18 protein-coding genes are annotated in these 16880 nt (G+C 38.1%); 12 read left to right on the top strand and 6 right to left on the bottom strand.

Annotation, left to right across the window (positions count from 1 at the left end; all coding sequences use genetic code 11):
* Nucleotides 1-45 precede the first annotated feature (45 nt).
* Nucleotides 46-1002, bottom strand: a complete 957-nt coding sequence (locus ESV24_RS02925) for a YheT family hydrolase (RefSeq protein ID WP_111815161.1) — start codon at nt 1000-1002, stop codon at nt 46-48.
* Nucleotides 1003-1088: 86 nt separating this feature from the next.
* Between ESV24_RS02925 and ESV24_RS02920 the strand changes: the two genes are divergently transcribed.
* Entirely contained in the window at nt 1089-1562 is a 474-nt protein-coding gene (locus tag ESV24_RS02920) for an acyl-CoA thioesterase (protein WP_111815159.1), read from the top strand.
* Here the strand turns inward: ESV24_RS02920 and ESV24_RS02915 are convergent.
* From ESV24_RS02915 to ESV24_RS02905, 3 genes are read right to left on the bottom strand one after another with little or no spacing between them, the layout of a single operon-like run.
* The gene (locus ESV24_RS02915) at nt 1559-2461 is read right to left on the bottom strand and encodes a DMT family transporter (RefSeq protein WP_111815157.1); all 903 of its coding nucleotides are present in this window, start codon (nt 2459-2461) and stop codon (nt 1559-1561) included. The genes ESV24_RS02920 and ESV24_RS02915 overlap by 4 nt on opposite strands.
* Entirely contained in the window at nt 2458-2814 is a 357-nt protein-coding gene (locus tag ESV24_RS02910; RefSeq protein WP_111815155.1) for an arsenate reductase family protein, read from the bottom strand. Before ESV24_RS02910 ends, ESV24_RS02915 begins: the two co-directional genes overlap by 4 nt.
* 9 nt (nt 2815-2823) lie before the next feature.
* Nucleotides 2824-3582, bottom strand: coding sequence for a DUF3298 and DUF4163 domain-containing protein (locus ESV24_RS02905; RefSeq protein ID WP_111815154.1), 759 nt, complete (start codon nt 3580-3582; stop codon nt 2824-2826).
* 159 nt (nt 3583-3741) lie between these two features.
* On the opposite strand from ESV24_RS02905, the gene ESV24_RS02900 reads away from it, so the two are divergent.
* The 5 genes from ESV24_RS02900 (at nt 3742) to ESV24_RS15470 (ending at nt 7172) form a co-directional block, all read left to right on the top strand.
* On the top strand, nt 3742-4884 hold the full coding sequence (locus tag ESV24_RS02900) for a cystathionine gamma-synthase (protein ID WP_111815152.1): 1143 nt from the start codon (nt 3742-3744) through the stop codon (nt 4882-4884).
* A 132-nt stretch (nt 4885-5016) separates the two neighbouring features.
* On the top strand, nt 5017-5451 hold the full coding sequence (locus tag ESV24_RS02895) for a hypothetical protein (protein ID WP_111815150.1): 435 nt from the start codon (nt 5017-5019) through the stop codon (nt 5449-5451).
* Nucleotides 5452-5511: 60 nt separating this feature from the next.
* Nucleotides 5512-6462 carry a T9SS type A sorting domain-containing protein gene (locus ESV24_RS02890; RefSeq protein WP_111815148.1) on the top strand — a complete coding sequence of 317 codons (951 nt, stop codon included), beginning with the start codon at nt 5512-5514 and terminating at the stop codon, nt 6460-6462.
* Nucleotides 6463-6465: 3 nt separating this feature from the next.
* Nucleotides 6466-6879, top strand: a complete 414-nt coding sequence (locus ESV24_RS15475; protein ID WP_235003991.1) for a hypothetical protein — start codon at nt 6466-6468, stop codon at nt 6877-6879.
* Between the two features lie 29 nt (nt 6880-6908).
* Nucleotides 6909-7172, top strand: a complete 264-nt coding sequence (locus ESV24_RS15470; protein ID WP_235003990.1) for a T9SS type A sorting domain-containing protein — start codon at nt 6909-6911, stop codon at nt 7170-7172.
* Between the two features lie 72 nt (nt 7173-7244).
* On the opposite strand, the gene ESV24_RS02880 is transcribed toward ESV24_RS15470, so the two are convergent.
* Entirely contained in the window at nt 7245-8045 is an 801-nt protein-coding gene (locus ESV24_RS02880) for a THC0290_0291 family protein (RefSeq protein ID WP_111815496.1), read from the bottom strand.
* Nucleotides 8046-8303: 258 nt separating this feature from the next.
* Here ESV24_RS02880 and gdhA point away from each other — a divergent pair, with 258 nt between their 5' ends.
* From gdhA to recO, 3 genes are all read left to right on the top strand, one after another.
* A complete protein-coding gene (gene gdhA, locus ESV24_RS02875; protein WP_111815146.1) occupies nt 8304-9647 on the top strand; it encodes an NADP-specific glutamate dehydrogenase in 1344 nt (447 codons plus the stop codon).
* 132 nt (nt 9648-9779) lie between these two features.
* The gene (gene porZ / locus ESV24_RS02870) at nt 9780-12077 is read left to right on the top strand and encodes a type IX secretion system anionic LPS delivery protein PorZ (protein ID WP_111815144.1); all 2298 of its coding nucleotides are present in this window, start codon (nt 9780-9782) and stop codon (nt 12075-12077) included.
* Entirely contained in the window at nt 12077-12796 is a 720-nt protein-coding gene (gene recO / locus ESV24_RS02865) for a DNA repair protein RecO (protein ID WP_111815142.1), read from the top strand. The genes porZ and recO overlap by 1 nt, the downstream gene beginning before the upstream one ends.
* Nucleotides 12797-12818: 22 nt before the next feature.
* Here recO and ESV24_RS02860 read toward each other — a convergent pair whose 3' ends face one another.
* Nucleotides 12819-13397 carry a GNAT family N-acetyltransferase gene (locus ESV24_RS02860; RefSeq protein ID WP_111815140.1) on the bottom strand — a complete coding sequence of 193 codons (579 nt, stop codon included), beginning with the start codon at nt 13395-13397 and terminating at the stop codon, nt 12819-12821.
* 122 nt (nt 13398-13519) lie between these two features.
* Here ESV24_RS02860 and ESV24_RS02855 point away from each other — a divergent pair, with 122 nt between their 5' ends.
* The 3 genes from ESV24_RS02855 (at nt 13520) to ESV24_RS02845 (ending at nt 16851) form a co-directional block, all read left to right on the top strand.
* A complete protein-coding gene (locus ESV24_RS02855) occupies nt 13520-14914 on the top strand; it encodes an NAD-dependent succinate-semialdehyde dehydrogenase (RefSeq protein WP_111815137.1) in 1395 nt (464 codons plus the stop codon).
* 33 nt (nt 14915-14947) lie between these two features.
* Nucleotides 14948-16228, top strand: coding sequence for a PQQ-dependent sugar dehydrogenase (locus ESV24_RS02850; protein ID WP_111815135.1), 1281 nt, complete (start codon nt 14948-14950; stop codon nt 16226-16228).
* 122 nt (nt 16229-16350) lie between these two features.
* Nucleotides 16351-16851, top strand: coding sequence for a pyridoxamine 5'-phosphate oxidase family protein (locus tag ESV24_RS02845; protein WP_111815133.1), 501 nt, complete (start codon nt 16351-16353; stop codon nt 16849-16851).
* Nucleotides 16852-16880 lie beyond the last annotated feature (29 nt).

Below are 16880 nucleotides of genomic sequence, written 5' to 3'. Positions count from 1 at the left end.
TAGTCGTTAGTCGTTAGTCAGCAGACGTTAGTTAAACAACTTGGATTATTCAGTCAAGAATTGCACGGTTCGCTCTTCGCTGTAATACAATTTATTGGTTTGATGAAAACCCACATGACCGCCATATTTGGGAATTTCCAAATGAAGGTTTTTCATTTTTGAAGCCAACTCTATCGGGTAACAATCTTCAGAAATGAAACTATCGTTTTCAGCATTTAATATGTAGACCGGAATTTCAATATTAGGAAGAAACTGTAGGCTGCTGTTCTTTTCATAATACTCCAAAGCATTTTTAAAACCGTGTGCTGGAGCGGTGTAAACATTGTCGAACTCAAAAAGGGAAGTGATTTTTTTGTAATCTTTGGCAGTCATTTTTTCTGGAAAATCCTTCATTTTTGTTTTATACTTTTTCCGAAGATTGATTAGAAACGAATTTCGATACACCCAATTGGAGAAGACATTTAAAGATTCCAAAGAACCCTTCAAACTCAGCGGGGTAGAAATGGCGACTGCCTTTTTTATTTCCTTCGGAAAAGATTCGCGCTCGCCTAGATATTTCAAAAGTAGGTTTCCGCCCAGACTGAAACCAACTAGCGCAATTTCAGCGTACTTATCTTTTTTCAGAATTATATTTATCACTGCTTCTAAATCGTCGGTTTTCCCTGCGTTGTATGATTGATAGGAAATATTAGCCTCGCCACTGCAACCGCGAAAATTTACGGCCGCGGCATCCCAACCATTTTGGTTTAAAACCTTAGCTTGCCCTTTTATATATGTGCGCTGTGCGTTCCCCTCTAAGCCGTGGAGAATTATAGCAACTTTCCTTGAAGGTTTTTTGGCGAAGGACCAATCTATATCCAGAAAATCGCCGTCGGGCAATTGCACCCGTTCACGTTGTTGGACTAAATGTGGTGAAGGCCGAAGTTTTGCGGAATAAATAGTGGAGAAGTGTCCGTTTTTAAAAGGAAATGTTGGTTGGTAATTGCTTTTAATCAGCGGCATTTTCTTAAAGGAATTTTAACAGAAACTAAACATAAATGCTATGCTTGCATAACAAAAGTACTTTAAATTTGTAGAAAAATTTGAAGATGTACACAAAACAATTTGAAATACGCTGGAGCGATGTGGATGCCAATCGCCACTTGCGCAACAGCGCCTATATAGATTACATGAGCCACACCCGTATGAGTTTTTTTATGGAAAGTGGGCTAGACCTTACGAATCTGGAAAAGCAAAATATTGGTGCGGTGGCATTTTATGAACATATGTTCTACTTCCGTGAATTTTTTCCGGGGAAACCGGTTACTGTTTCGCTTCAATTGAAAGGTTTATCAGCAGATGGAACCTACTTTGAATTTCTCCATAATTTTTATGACGAAAACGGAAAAAACTATGCCCGTTGTGAAATGATGGGAGGATGGATAGATTTAAGAGAACGAAAACTAGTAGGCCTTCCGAGGGAATTTTATGAGAAACTTGACTCATTGGAAAAGACAGATGACTTCAGAATTCTTACCAAAGAAAACACCCGAAAGTATAGTCAGCGCCCGAAAGATCTTTAATCGGAAATCTTCCGTACACGTTTTATTGTAGAAAGATAAACGCCCAAAAATATTAAGGCTGCTGCGCCTATTCGCAATGCAGTTAAGCTATCTGCGCCAACTAGTACTGCAAAAAGCACCGCAATTACAGGCTGTAAATAAATAAATGCACCAATAGTGGATGGGCTTAATTGTTTCAAAGCGTAAATATTCAGAAGATAGGTCATTACAGTTGTGCAAAGAACGACAAAGCCCAGTTTCCAAATATCTTCAAAAGCAAGGCTGCTCCAAGCTACTTCTGTAAATTCTGATATTCCGATTGGTAGATTTATTAGGAAAGCAAAGAGAAAAAGAAACTTCATCAATGTGATGGAGCTATATTTTGGGACTAAGGGTTTCACTAAAATCAAATAGATAGAATAGGAGGTTGCATTCACTATAAAAAGTAAATTACCGAGCGGAATATTGGGGGCATTGGGTTGTTCTTTCAATCCAAAAAGAATTAAAACCAAAGCACCGGCCAAACCTAAAAATATACCAAGACTCTTCATCCAAGTTATTCTTTCCCTTAAAATAAAGGCAGAAAGCACCAATAATAAAACAGGTGAAATTGTGATGATAACCGAACTATTGATAGGTGTAGAAAGGCTTAATCCTTTAAAAAAGGCGAGCATGTTTAAAACCATTCCGAAGAATGCGCAAGCTATGAATCTAAACCAATCGCGACGCTCCACTTTTTCTGAAGGGAAGAACAGACTTATAATCCAAAAAATCAAGGCTGCACCAGACACTCGCAATAATATGAAACCGAACGGCTTTATTACGTCTGGCATCAACCCTTTGGCAATAGTATGGTTTATGCCATAGATAGTGCTGGCAGTGGTTGCCGCCAAAAGCGCAAAGATGCGTTGGTTGGTCAATTTTTATGGATGGATTTTTTAGCGGCAGCAACAGTTTTTGGGCTGCTTCCTATAAATATTTCGTCGTTATATACAATCACGGGCCGCTTTAAGAAAGTGTAGTGTTCTAGGATGAGATCCTTGTAGTCCTCTTCCAGCAAGATTTCACCTTTTAAATTTTTCTCTTTATACAGCTTTGCCCTACGGCTAAAAAGTTCTTCAAAACTATCGGTAAGGTTGAAAAGTTCATCCAACTCTTCTTCGGTTATTCCTTGAACCTTAATATCTTGTTTTATAAATGACGACGGAATTTCTATTTCTTCCATCACTCTTTTGCAAGTATCACAACTTGATAAATAATATACTTTTTGCATCGTTCAAAATTAATCAATATTTAAAAAAGGCTCGGCTTCTTTTATGGCTATTTTTAGTTCTATGGGCCCGTCGGCATAGCTTGCAATATCGTATTGGTTGTAAATAAAAATAAGGCTGTCCTGAGTAAAGCCGACACTTTCGGGTAGATAGAACGCATCATTTTCAAACCAAAATTTAGTATCGTTAATTCCTTGTTCTTCGGCTATTTTTTGTTTATCGCGGAATTTCTTTTCCGCAAATACAGTAAATTCTTTTATTTTTTTGAAAAGTTCTTTTGAAGTAAGCTCCTCTCCAGTTTCCGGGTCTATGTTCATAAATGAAGTAGTGCCATAACCGTGCGCCCCGCCGGTGAAAAGGTATTGGCGCATTTCAAAACAAAGATGTTCTTTTGATCTGTAAATTTCATTCACTGAAATTTCGGCAAAATATTCCCCGGCCATATCTGGAAATTGGGCTTTATCAGCATTGTAGGCGTTTATGAAACCGGATGCGGCTTCTTGTATCGTTTTGGCTGTGGGGATGGTATCTTCGCCCATTATCAATGAGCTGAAGATAAAGTTTTTTATTTTCGCATTTATTTTTTCAGATATCTCATCGTCACCAAAAACTTCTACATAATTGATGGTTACTTCGGGACACTTGCTGTTTTCACACATTGAAAGCTCTTTTTCTGTAAAACTTTCTGACGAAATTTCAATATTTTTTTCTCGATTGCAACTTACGCTTATCAGCGCAATTAATGTTACGACCGCAATTTTGCTATTCATAGGTTAAAAAGGATTGGATGGTTAGCTATCACAAATCAAACTCTTAGATTTGCATTTCAAAAGTAATAACTTTAAAATCAGCTATTGTGAAAGTTATGTTAAAACCTAAAATATAGTTTTGATATTGCTGATTATCACTTTAAAATTTTCGAAAAGTCTATGAAATTTAACACAAAAACAATACACGGCGGCCAACACAATGTAGATCCAGCTTATGGCTCGGTAATGCCTCCAATCTATCAAACCTCAACCTATTCACAAACAACGCCCGGTGGCCACAAAGGTTTTGAGTATTCACGCAGCGGAAACCCAACACGTGCTGCCTTGGAACGTGCTTTTGCAAGTATTGAAAATGGTGAGTTCGGTCTTGCCTTTGGAAGCGGGCTTGCAGCAATTGATGCCATTATGAAACTTTTGAAACCCGGCGATGAGGTTATTTCAACCAACGATCTTTACGGGGGAACCTACCGTTTGTTTACCAAGATTTTTGAAGGGTTCGGCATTAAATTTCACTTTATCGGAATGGAAAATGCCGATAAAATCGAAGAGCACGTAAATGATAAAACGAAACTCATTTGGGTAGAAACACCAACCAACCCGATGATGAATATCATCGACATAAAGAAAGCTGTTTCAATTGCAAAAAAGCATAAAATCTTGTTGGCTGTTGATAACACTTTTGCAACGCCATATTTGCAACAACCCTTGGAAATGGGTGCAGATATCGTGATGCACAGCGCCACAAAATATCTTGGTGGGCACAGCGATGTGGTTATGGGTGCTTTGGTTGTAAAAGACAAAGAACTTGCGGAAAGGTTATATTTTATTCAAAACGCTAGTGGTGCCGTTTGTGGGCCACAAGATAGCTTTCTCGTTTTACGAGGTTTAAAAACGCTTCACATCCGTATGCAACGCCATTGCGAAAACGGAAAGGCCGTTGCGGAATATTTGGCGAAACATCCAAAAATTGAGAAAGTATATTGGCCCGGTTTTGAAAGCCATCCAAATCATGCCATAGCGAAAGAACAGATGAATGATTTTGGAGGGATGATTTCTTTTGTAACCAAAGGAAACAATTACGAAGAAGCCATCAAAATAGTTGAAAATCTGAAAATCTTTACTCTCGCAGAAAGCTTGGGCGGGGTTGAAAGTCTTGCAGGCCATCCGGCAAGTATGACGCACGCCAGCATCCCAAAAAAGGAACGCGAAAAAACGGGCGTTGTTGATTCTTTGATTCGTCTTTCCGTGGGTATTGAAGACGTGGATGATTTGATTGCTGATTTGGAGCAGGCGATAGGATAATTTCTTCATTGTAAGAAAGAGACTTCATTATAAACAGGTAAAACCCTCTATAAAAAACAGGGAAAAACCTGTTTTTTATTTAAATATTTTAGCATAATTTTAAGAAATCAACTAACTTTAATCGCTCAAAGTATGAAAACACACGCCCACAGAATTTTCATCTTTATTGTGGTTGTTATTTCTTCAATTTTCTTGACTGCCCAAAACACTGAAGAGTATTATCTTGAAATAAAGCCAGAGTATAATTTGGGTACCATACAGCAGACCACCAATAATGATGGAACCATTTCAATTACAACTAATATAAACGATTTCTCAAATTTTGTAAATGATAAAGAAGTTTATTTTTTCGAGAAAGCGTTTCCAACTTCTACCACACCACGCTTACAAAAAGTTTATTTAGTTACTCTGGGTGAAAATGAAATTTTTACAGATTTTACTTTTAGATATGAGATTGAAAATATTATTCCCTTAGAAAAACCTATTTTGACAGGTTTTTATCCAAATGATTATAACGAAATATTATATGAAAATCCACGGACTATATTCCGTATCCCTTGCATGTGATGGCGAAATCGTCGATTCCAAAAACTTAGCGAAACAATAATCCCTTTAAAATTTAAGATCATGAAAAAATTATATATACTTATATTTTTATTGACAAGTACCTTTCTCAATGCCCAAATTGTAAATATTCCGGATGCCAACTTTAAAATTGCTCTTATAGAAGTGGGGGTGGACACCAATAATGACGGTGAAATACAGGTTAGTGAAGCCGAGGTAGTAGTGAATTTAAATGTTAATTTCAAGAATATTTCATCACTTGAAGGAATAGAGAGTTTTATTAACCTTGAAGTATTACAATGTTATGGAAATCAGTTAATTATTTTGGATATGTCGCAAAATATAAACCTTCATTTATTGGGGTGTGGCAATAATCAAATTAATAATTTAATTCTCACCCAAAATATAAATCTTAGAACGTTGGTTTGCGATAACAATCAACTGAGCGAATTGGATATTTCTGGAAATGTAAACCTTGAATCATTGGGTTGCTCTTTTAATCAGTTAAATAGTTTGGGGTTGTCTGGAAATAGTAAGCTTGATTATTTAGAATGCACCGATAATCAACTTAATAGTCTATTTCTTGACAATGGCAATAATAATAATATGACGGTAATGATTTCCACGGGTAATGAAAATTTAATGTGCATTCAAGTTGATGATGAAAATGCTACATACCCAGAATGTGGGGGTTTTCCTCTTGAAGGGTGGTGTAAGGATGATTGGTCTTCATATAGTGAGGATTGTAGTCTAAGTTTAACAGATTTAAAAGGTATTTACTTTAGTCTATACCCCAACCCCGCAACAAACAGATTGTACATAAACGCTACAAACCCTACTGCCAATCTAAAAGTTAAAATCCTCAACATAGAAGGCAAACTTATACGCACTGAAAATTTGGAGATTCAAGACCAAACCTCAATAGGTGTTTCAAATCTTAAAAGCGGCCTTTACCTTTTAAACATAGAAGATGAAAACGGCAATAAGGCTATCAAAAAATTTCTAAAAGAATAAAATATGAAAACATTATTTTACATATTGTTATTCCATATCAGCACAATTTCTTTTGCCCAAGACCCGCAACTTTTTGATAATACTTGGTATCTACAAAAGATAAATATTGATGGTGTAGATTACCAAGCGCCACACAATAGTGAAATCGATTTTATTCAATTAAATATTTTTCCAGACTTTTTTAATACTAATGTTTGTGAAAGTCTATCTGGTCAAAATTTGACAATTTCTAATGATGAGATAAATGTATTTGAATTTGTAATATTACCGGACGAGCCGTGTGTTTTAGCGGAAAGCAATGATTATCAAAATCTGTATTATAATGGCTTTTTTGAATGGCAATCACTTGATAAAACCTTCGCATACATAATAGAAAGTCAAGGTAATGACTTGTCTTTAGTTTTACAAGCGATTTAGGAAACAAAGCATTCTACGGCAATCAACCCTTGTCCACACCCATTTTTTCAGCATCACAATTTTCAATCCACCCCAACCCCGTTAAAAACAGATTGTACATAAACGCTACAAACCCTACTGCCAATCTAAAAGTTAAAATCCTCAACATAGAAGGCAAACTTATACGCACTGAAAATTTGGAGATTCAAGACCAAACCTCCATAGATGTTTCCAATCTCAAAAGCGGTATATACTTTTTAAATATTGAAGATGAAACTGGAAATGTGGAAGTGAAAAAGTTCATCAAGGAATAGTTTTACAAAAAACTCCAGAAACAAAAAAGAGGCTGAAATCAATCAGCCTCTTTTCATATAAAACAGTTTACTTTAATCTATATAATAAATATACCCAATATTCAACCAATAGATCCACTCATTGGCCTTGTTTTCCGGAACCGGCTTGGTTCCGTTGTTTTCAAGGCTTGGGTTTAGGCCGTCCACATAATCTGAAAAGTAATACTCCCAGCGGCTATCCAGCATCAAATCGCTCAAGGGAGTCAATTTATAACGAATCCCAACACTGCCTACCATAGCCCAAGTGGATGCAGGATCCTGTTGAAAGGCATTAAAATATTTATCTGGGGTAGAAATAGGACTATTTAATGGTCCCAAAGATGATTCCACTTCAGGGTCGAAATTTACATAATGCACACCAAAGCTTATAAATGGTGCAATTTTATAGGCGCCCGCGGCAAAATCACGAATGCTCAATGGAAAAAATTCAAGTTGTGAACCAACTTCAAAAACACTAACAGAACCGCTCATTGCACGTAGTTGATCTGCAAATAATGAGGTTTGGTCTGGCTCTACCCAACGGCCAAAATGTTCTAAATTTGTTTTGTGGTAATCAATCTCATTACGCACCTTAAAGTGGTCATTAAAATACTTATCGCGGGTATAGCAATTACAATCTGCGCGATAGGAAAAGTTAAGATAATGAATAAGACCAATACCGAAACCTGTGTTTTTGGCATTGGTTTCAAAGTTATTTCGCTGACCAAAATCTGAATAGAAAACAACCGGGCCAGTAATTAAACCCACTTCATGAGAAAAGCCAAATTGGCTGTAAGCTTCTTGTTTTGCAAAGACAAACAAGAAAAATACCAATAACAAAGATCTGGTATTCATTATAAACATGGGTTTAGATTGAGACATAACAAATATATAAAAACATATTTAACAGCGAAATTTAATAAAGCTATTTAGCTAATTTGTAAAAAATTGACGTACAGTTTTTATCATAACGCTTATATTTGTTGCTTCCTTATGTAAATGTTTTAACTAATGTATTTTTTTCTTCAAATTCAAATTTAAGATATTTTGTAAAATGCACGGCTACAAACAGATACCAAAGGAATTCGCTAAAAGTAAAATAAAATTTAAACAATGAAGCAAAGTATAAAAGATTTCATTTCTGAAGTTGAAAAACTCAATCCCAATGAACCTGAATTTCTTCAGGCAGTAACAGAAGTTGCTGAAACCGTAATCCCATTTATAGAAAAAAACGAAAAATACGCCAACAAAAAGCTGTTGGAAAGAATGGTGGAGCCAGAACGCACCATTCTTTTCCGTGTGCCATGGACCGACGATAAAGGTGAAATACAAGTTAACAAGGGATATAGAATTCAATTCAATTCAGCAATTGGCCCGTATAAAGGAGGTCTACGTTTTCACCCATCGGTAAACCTAAGTATTCTTAAATTTTTAGGATTCGAACAAACTTTTAAAAACAGCTTGACCACCCTTCCTATGGGCGGAGGAAAAGGGGGATCCAACTTTGATCCAAAAGGAAAGAGTGACAACGAAATAATGCGTTTCTGCCAAAGTTTTATGACGGAGCTTTTCAGACACATTGGCCCAGACACCGACGTTCCCGCGGGCGATATTGGCGTTGGTGGTCGTGAAATTGGCTTTTTGTTTGGCCAGTACAAACGCATCCGCAATGAATTTACGGGAGTGCTTACAGGAAAAGGCCGTTCATATGGCGGTTCGCTTATTCGTCCCGAAGCAACAGGTTATGGAAACGTTTACTTCGCAAAAAACATGCTTGCAACCAAAGGCGAAAGCTTTAAAGGAAAAACAGTGGTTGTTTCTGGTTCTGGGAACGTTGCCCAGTATGCTGCTGAAAAAGCAATTGAGTTTGGAGGAAAAGTAGTTACCTTCTCTGATTCTGCTGGATATATTTATGACTCCGAAGGAATCAATGAAGAAAAGCTCGCTTTTGTAATGGATTTGAAAAACGAAAAACGTGGCCGTATTTCAGAATACACTAAAAAATATACCGGCGCAAAATATGTTGAAGGAAAGCGCCCTTGGGAAGTAAAATGCGATATTGCACTGCCTTGCGCAACCCAAAATGAATTAAATGGTGAAGAAGCCAAAATGCTTTTAGACAATGGTTGTATCTGTGTAGGCGAAGGAGCCAATATGCCCTGTACTCCAGAAGCTATTGAAGCATTCCAAAAAGCAAAAATTTTGTTTTCTCCCGGAAAAGCATCAAATGCCGGTGGTGTTGCAACCTCTGGTTTAGAAATGTCTCAAAATTCACTGCGTTTAAGTTGGACAGCCGCCGAGGTTGACGAAAAATTGCACAGTATTATGAACGACATTCATGCTGCTTGCGTTCAATATGGTAAAGATGGTGATGGTTATGTGGATTATGTAAAAGGAGCAAACGTTGCAGGTTTCGTAAAAGTAGCCGATGCAATGCTCGCGCAAGGGGTAGTATAACTACTTCAAATTAAGAATAAGGTTAAAGCCTTTCCGACTGTCTTTTTTCGAAATGAAAGATATGGAAAGGCTTTTTCATTCATATACCGCAATAAATAGTATTTTAGCGTGTTAATAAACAAAAACATATCTATGAAGCGGTGGGCAGTTGCTTTCCTATTATTATTTCCTATTCTGGCAGGCGCCCAGAATTTTGAAGACCGCTGGATCGGTTTCTTTTCTTACGTTTCGGTAAAAGATATTTCACAGGGAGATAACAAAATTTATGTGGGAGCCGAAAATGCGGTATTTACGTATGATCTTTCTACTCAGCAAATAGAAACCCGTTCAACGGTAAACGGTCTTTCGGGAAATTTTATAACCACGATTCACTACAGCGAAGCATTCAAGCTACTGGTAATTGGTTACGAAAACGGGTTGATTGAAATAGTGAAAGACGGAGAGGAAAATATTTTGAAAGTAGTGGACATTTTAGAAAAACTAACCATTCCACCAGATAAAAAACGCATCAATAACTTCAACGAATATGATGGCAAAATTTACATTGCCACCCAATATGGAATTTCAGTATTCAATCTTGCGGCCTTAGAGTTTGGTGACACCTATTTTATTGGTGACGGCGGCGGCCAAATAAACATTGTGCAAACTACCGTGCAGGAACCTTATATTTTTGCCGCCAGTGCTTTCAACGGTATTCGTAGGGCGTTGGTTGCAGATGATGATTTGATTGATTATCAAAACTGGACAACCATTCTGGGTAGCGGTTTTTCTGCGATGGAAAAATTGGGAAATGAACTATATGCCGCAGATAACTCCAATACCATTTTACGTTTTACCGCAGACGGAATCCGCACCAATGTGCAATCTTTTACATCCAATGTTAAGAAATTTAGATTGGCCGATGATTTATTAACAATTACAACGAACAATTCAATTCAATCCTATTCCGAAGGTTTTGTACAGGAAGCCTCGGTTACCAACCTACAGGATTTCGACCTCAACTTGCAGTCCGGTTATGCCTTTGGATCCAGATTTTATTTGGGAACTGCAGAAGACGGCCTCTTGATTGTTCCCTTTGGAAGTATACAACCTACACAAGTACTTCCCAATGGACCACTTAGAAACAGTCCGTTTTCCATAGACGCTTCACCCGGCGAACTCTGGGTTAGCTTTGGCGAAGTAGATGTGGATTATAATCCATTTCCAATTTCCAAATATGGAATCAGCCATCTTAAAGACACGCTTTGGACAAACATTCAATACGAAGATTTGAGAGCTGCCGTAGGTGCTGAACCTACAGATTTGGTAAAAGTTACAATCAATCCTGAAGACCCAAATGAAGTTTTCATGAGTTCATTCGAAAAGGGCTTGCTGAAAATTGTGGAAGAAACCCCAACCATACTTTACGATCAAACCAATAGCCCGTTAGAAAGAATACTTCTTGGTGGCGCTGATGCGGGAATACGCATATTTGGCTCCCAATTTGACTCTCAGGGTAATTTATGGTTTGTACAAAGTAAAGAAAAAGAAGGTTTAATAAAGCTTACACCTGGCGGCCAATTCCAAAAAGTGGATATTTCAAGCATTTTAGCAAATGAAGGTGAAATAGCACTTACAGAACTTGCTATTAGTAGAGAAGGCTATGTATTTTTTGGTACTTATGGAAGCGGAATTATAGGCTATAACCCAACGACCAAAAAATTTAATTCACTGACGGATAACTTGGGCGGCGGTAATTTGCCAACAAATAACACCCGTGCACTTACTTTTGATAAACAAAATAGATTGTGGATTGGAACGCTAAAGGGACTTAGGGTGCTCTTTAGTCCGGGTGGTTTTTTTCAAGAAGGCCCAACACAAGATTCACAAGCAATTATTATACTTGAAGACGGTGTAGCCCAAGAGTTGCTATTTGAACAATCTATAACCGATATTGCGGTAGATGGATCCAACAACAAATGGATTGCAACGGCCACCTCGGGCGTTTTTTACTTATCACCAAATGGGCAAGAAACCTTGCTTCGTTTTACTAAAGACAATTCTCCGCTGCCTACTAACAATGTGCAGGATATAGCGATAGATCCTTTTACGGGAGTTGTATATTTTGCAACCACTCAAGGGCTTGTGGCATACAAAGGTACAGCCACGGCGCCCAGTGATAATTTAGACAATGTACACGCATTTCCAAATCCGGTGCGTCCTGAATTTAGTGGTAATGTTACTATTGATGGCCTTACATCTCAGGCCAATGTGAAAATTACAGATATTACCGGAAACCTAGTTTTTGAACAAACATCTGAAGGCGGCAGTGTACTATGGGATACTTCGGCTTTTGGGAAATACAAAGTTCGTTCGGGGGTGTATTTGGTTTTGGTAACAACAGATGATAACCTTCAAACCAAGGTTGCAAAAATCATGATTATTCGCTGATGGTCGTTGCTACCAAAGCCATAGTTTTTTCAGCCATCAAATATTCTGAAGCAGATTTAATTGCAAGTTGTTTCACTGAAATTTCAGGAATTAAAAGTTATCTTCTTCGCAATATTCTGAAATCTAGAAAAGGAAAACTAAAGGCATCTTATTTTCAACCGCTCACACAATTGGAGCTTATAGCAGATCACAAAAACAAAGGAACCTTAGAGTATATTAAGGAGGTTAAAGTTTATTATCCTTACAAAACACTTCATACAGATATTGCCAAAACGGGATTGATTATGTTTTTGGCTGAAATGCTAAAAAACTGCATTCGCGAGGAAGAAACAAATAAAGAACTCTTCTCTTTTTTGGAACGCTCTTTTCAGTGGCTTGACCAAAATGATGCCATTGCCAATTTCCACATTTTCTTTTTGATGCAACTAAGTATTTATTTAGGATTTTTCCCCGATGCCACACATATTAAGGAAAGCTATTTCAATATAATTGATGGAAATTTTCAAGCGACAAATACATCCAATTACTGTATTGAAGGTGAGCAAGTAGAAAATTTCAAACATTTCTTCGGGTTAAATCTTGATACTTTAAACACTGAAAAACTCACCAAAAACCAGCGTAAAGATTTACTGGAACTAATTTTGACCTATTACAGTTTCCACGTTCAGGGCTATAAAAAACCCAAATCGTTGGCGGTGCTCAATCAATTGTTTTCATAACAAATAGAATTATTCTAAAAAACTAAAACTTCAATTGCAAATGTTCATAAATGCCATTGCCAAGTTGCTTTTTACCAATACTTTCAAATCCCAGAGCCACATACAATCTTTTAGCATTGGGATTTTCGAAATCTACCAAGAGTCCAATTTTTTTATGGCCATCCTGCCTTGCGTGTTCGATTGCCGCGGCCAATAATTTCTTGCCAATACCTTTCCCTTGATGCTTTGGATAAACACTTAATGTGTCTATATAAACCTCTCCCGGAATGGTTTCGTCTTCAATTGCTAAATCTTTAACCATGTAGGTTTCGGCTATATATTTAAGAAACGGTGCGCGGTACTTTGGCAACAACTGGCCATCGTAAAAAGTAATTGATCCCTTTATTTCGTCGCCTTCAGCATATACTAAAGTATGCGCAAAGCTATATTGGTTTGCAGTTTGCTGAAAAAAGTGGGCAAACAACGGAACGGCTTGTTTGGTATCCGCAGTATTTGCAAAAGTACATGCTAAATCTTCCATTGCCTGCACAATGAGGGGCGCAACCTGTTTGTAATCTTCAGGGCGGGCGGGGCGAATGTTTTGTGTTTCAAGACTTTTCATTCTGAAATTTTAAAGATGAAATGCTTCAAAAGCTTAAATATCCTTTCAGCTTTCAAAAGTATAACAGTTTCTTAAGACACAGTTCTTCTTCAAAATAATATATTCAACAAAAAGAAAATGCTATGAAAAAGGAAGAACAGAATGACCTGGTTACAATCAATCCAAGCACAGGAAAAGTAATTAAGAAATACCCATTAATGACCGACAAGGAAGCGGACGAAGCAGTTAAAGAATGTCACGAAGCTTTTATGGATTGGCGCTTGGTCTCTCACGAGGAAAGGGGAAAAATACTAAAGGCAATTGGAAAGGAATTAAGAGATAATGTTGATGCGCTTTCTAAACTTATGACTGATGAAATGGGTAAGCTGCTAAAGCAGAGCAAGCAGGAAGTAGAACTTTGTGCGGGCATCTGTGATTGGACGGCTGACAATGGCCCTGAAAATTTTAAGGACGAAGAGCGTGAACTGCCAAATGGCGGAACAGGAGTAATAACCTACTCTCCTCTTGGTGTTATTTATGGAATCCAGCCTTGGAATTTTCCCGTGTATCAAGTTATACGCTATTCAATCGCAAACCTAATGGCTGGAAATGGAATTCTATTGAAACACGCCGAAAACGTAACGGGTACAGGATTGATGCTTCAGAAAATTTACGAAAAAGCAGGATTGCCAAAAAATCTCTTTACCATTCTAAAAATTAGCCACGATCAAAGCGATAAAATTATAGAACACAAATTGGTTAGAGGTGTAACCCTTACGGGAAGCCCAGGTGCCGGAAGAACCATCGCTAAAAAAGCAGGAGCCGCTTTAAAGAAAAGTGTTATGGAACTGGGTAGCAACGATGCCTATATTGTTTTGGAGGATGCAGATTTAGAATTGGCTGTAAAAACCTGCGTGCAGGGCCGTATTTACAACAATGGCGAAACTTGCGTAGCGGCGAAACGCTTTGTGATCGTAGATAAGGTTTATGATCAATTTCGCGATGCGCATGTAGAACAGATGAAGAAAATAAAACACGGCGACCCAACCGATAAAGATTCAAAAATAGGCCCGATGGCGCGTGAAGATCTTCGGGAGACGCTTCATGAGCAGGTAGAAAAAAGCGTAAAGAAAGGCGCAAAAATACTTTGTGGAGGTGAAATGCCAACAGGCAAAGGTTTCTTCTATCCAGCAACGGTTCTTGATAATGTAAAACCAGGACAACCCGCTTATGACGATGAGCTTTTCGGTCCGGTGGCTTCACTTATTCGTGCCGAGGACCAAGACGATGCTATGCGAATTGCAAACGACAGCAGATTTGGTCTAGGCGGTGGAATTTTTTCCAAAGACGAAGATAAAGCGATGGAACTAGCCAGCAAACATTTTGATACTGGTATGATTTTCATCAATTCTTTCGGTCTTGCACAGCCCAATATGCCTTTCGGTGGGGTAAAAGATTCTGGTTATGGCCGTGAGCACGGTGGTTTCGGAATGAAGGAATTTGTGAACGAGAAGGCCATTATGCGTCTTAAGCGTTAATCGATATTTTTGAAATAAATAATCATACCAATTATGAAAACGTATTTTCTATTTTTAATTGCTGTTCCGCTTTCACTTTTTTCACAGGTTAAAGATGGAAAAGAGTTGCCCGAGCCATTTGCAACAAAATCGAATTCAAATTATTCCAACGTTATTGGTTGGAATGACGGGGAAACGCCAAAAGCTCCCGAAGGATTTGTTGTAACAAAATATGCAGATGGTTTTGAAAATCCACGTTGGATGTACGTTACTCCAAACGGCGATGTTTTGATAGCTGAAAGCAATAGCAATTACAGCATTCCAAAACAAATTGGCGCTACAATTATTGGTGCAGGCGGTTCCAACAATTTAAAAAACAGTGCTGATGTTATTACTTTACTTCGTGACACAAATAACGATGGAATGCCCGATTTGCGAAAAACGCTGCTCACAAAAAAAGAAGGTCTTAAGCAGCCTTTCGGAATGCTGGTTATTGGCGATTGGTTGTATGTTGCAAATACCGATGCCGTATTGCGTTATCCTTACAAGGCCGGACAAACAGAAATTACCGTGATGGGAAAAAAGATTGCGGATCTTCCTGCGGGGAAAGTAAATAGACACTGGACGCGCAATATTATTGCCAATGCCGATAATTCCAAAATATATATTGCCGTTGGCAGCGGCGATAATATTGGTGAAAAAGGAATGGAACATGAAGTGATGCGCGCCAATATTCTAGAGATGAATCCCGATGGTAGCGACCTTCAAGTGTATGCTTCCGGTTTAAGAAATCCCGTGGGAATGGATTGGGAACCAACCACAAAAACTCTTTGGACCTCTGTGAATGAGCGGGATGAATTGGGAGACAATCTAGTTCCGGACTATTTAACTTCTGTAAAACAAGACGGCTATTACGGCTGGCCCTATACGTATTGGGGCAACCATTATGATCCGCGTGTGCCCATTCCGCCAAACGTTAGGTTGAAGGAAGCTATCGTGCCCGATGTTGATCTTGGCTCGCACACGGCCTCCTTGGGATTGGTCTTTTATACCGCTGATTCTTTTCCGAAAAAGTATAAAAACGGAGCCTTTGTAGTACAGCATGGTTCTTGGAATCGTGATATTCTTTCGGGCTATCGCGTGGTTTTTATTCCTTTTGAAAACGGCAAACCAGCCGGCAAACCATCGGATTTTCTTACGGGTTTCATTGTTGATCCAAACAAGGATGAGGTGCGCGGAAGACCTGTAGGCGCAGTAGTATTGCCAGATGGAGCTATGCTCATTACCGATGATACCACCCATCATATTTGGCGGATTGCCTACACGGGAAAGTAAATTTCCAAACCGTACAGATTATACCGAAATTATTTTATTCACTCTTTTTTCGTATCGATAAACTTTATGATTTCCTTAAAACGTAAGAAGTAGATAGTTTCCTATCTTGAAAATAAAAAACTATGAGCACAAAAAATCTTTACAGTAAAGAAGCAAGAGAGAAAATTAAAGAACTTGCAGAGTCTATTGACTTTACAATGATGGCTACCGATTTGAAGAGCCAACCTTTCCACGTGATTCCAATGAGTACGAAAGAAGTGGATCACGATGGAAATATTTGGTTTCTCAGCAATAAAACTAGCACACACAATCAAAATATTGAAAAAGAAAATAGAACGCACCTCATTTATGCAGACAAAGGAAACTTTGAGTTTTTGAGCATTTATGGCCGTGCACACATAAGCACTGATCGCAATAGAATCAAGGAGCTATATGGCAGTGGCGATGATGCTTGGTTTGAAGGAGAAGATGACCCGATGATTACCGCCATTAAGGTAGTGCCAGACGATGCCCATTATTGGGATACCAAAAATGGTAAAGTACTTTCCCTATTAAAAATGGCTCAAGGTGCCATAACTGGCAATGAGCCAGATTTGGGCGAACAGGGTGACTTGAAAATTTAATTGGAAAAAAGAAATATTGTTATTAAACC

The organism is Aequorivita lipolytica (genome assembly GCF_007997135.1).
Lineage (GTDB): Bacteria > Bacteroidota > Bacteroidia > Flavobacteriales > Flavobacteriaceae > Aequorivita > Aequorivita lipolytica.
The sequence above is the reverse complement of the archived record's forward strand: the minus strand, read 5'-3'. Positions and strand labels throughout refer to the sequence as shown.